The sequence below is a fragment of the Actinoplanes sp. NPDC048791 genome (assembly GCF_040650095.1).
Taxonomy (GTDB): domain Bacteria; phylum Actinomycetota; class Actinomycetes; order Mycobacteriales; family Micromonosporaceae; genus Actinoplanes.
In genome coordinates, this window is sequence record NZ_JBEZGQ010001527.1 from 1 (window position 1) to 1,484 (window position 1,484).

At 72.4% G+C, this 1,484-nt stretch carries 1 protein-coding gene; it reads left to right on the plus strand.

What is annotated here, in order from left to right:
• Positions 1-1,484: MMPL family transporter (locus tag AB0C29_RS48120; RefSeq protein WP_360835033.1), on the plus strand; the 1,484-nt coding region annotated here is incomplete at both ends.

Consider the following 1,484-nt stretch of genomic DNA (forward strand, 5'->3'; position numbering starts at 1 on the left):
CGGCGCGCTGCTCGTGCTGCTGCTGGTCTTCGGCTCGGTGCTGGCGCTGATGCCGCTGCTGATCGCCGCCGCCTCGATCCTGACCACGTTCCTGATCGTCTGGGGCATCACCGGGGTCACTGACGTGTCCTTCATCGTGCAGTACCTGCTGGCGCTGATCGGCCTGGGCGTGGCCATCGACTACGCGCTGCTGATCGTCACCCGCTGGCGCGAGGAGCGCGGTCACGGCCACAGCAACGCCGACGCGGTCATCCGGGCGATGGGCACGGCGGGCCGGTCGGTGTTCTTCTCCGGGGTGACCGTCGCCGTCAGCCTCGCGGCGCTGATCGCGTTGCCGGTGCCGTTCCTGCGCAGCGTCGGCTTCACCGGCCTGCTCATCCCCGTGGTCAGCGTGCTGGCCGCGCTCACCCTGCTGCCGGCGTTGCTGCTGGTCATCGGCCCCCGCCTGGACTGGCCACACCGCCGCTCGACCGACCCGGAGAGCCGGCTGTGGCGGCGGATCGGCGCGGCGGTGGTCCGGCACCGCTGGTTGTCGATCGCCCTCGCCACGCTCGCCCTGCTGGTGCTGGCCGCGCCGGTGCTCGGGCTGCGGCTGGGCCGGCCGACCAACGAGTCGCTGGCCTCACAGGGCGGCACGGCGGCGGCCGCGGTCACCCGGCTCGACGCCTCCGGCATCGGCTCGGGCCTCACCACACCGATCGAGATCCTGACCCCGGACCCGGCCCGGGTGCGCACCGCGGTGCAGGACATCGACGGGGTGGCCGCCGTGGTGACACCGGCAGCGTGGACCCGCGACGGCCTGTCGGTGGTGGACGTGTGGACCCGCGCGGACAGTTCCTCCGCGGAGGGCGCGGACGCTGCCGCCACGGTCCGGGAGGCGGCCGAGCGGGCGGGTGCGCGGGTGGGCGGCACGCCGGCGCAGGACGCGGACTTCATCGACGCGGTCTACGGCAACGCGTGGTGGGTGGTGCTGGCCATCGTGGTGGTCACGTTCCTGCTGTTGCTGCGGGCGCTGCGCTCGGTGGTGCTCCCGCTCAAGGCGCTGCTGCTGAACGTGATCTCGCTCGGGGCCGCGTACGGGATCACGGTCTGGATCTGGCAGGACGGCCACCTGACCGAGCTGCTGTTCGACCGCACCGCCTCGGGCGCGATCACCGTGTGGATCCCGATCGCGGTGTTCGCGTTCCTGTTCGGCCTGTCGATGGACTACGAGGTGTTCCTGCTGGCCCGCATCCGCGAGGAATACGACCAGGGCCACGACACCGACGCCGCAACCGTGCACGGCGTGGCCCGCACCGGCCGCCTGGTCACCTCGGCGGCGCTGATCCTGTTCCTGGCCTTCATCTCCCTGGCCCAGGTCCCCACGACAGAGGTGAAGATCCTGGCCACAGCCCTGGCCCTGGGCATCGTGATCGACGCGACGATCGTCCGAGGGGTGCTGGCCCCGGCACTGGTGGCGGCGCTGGGCCCGGCCAACTGGTGGC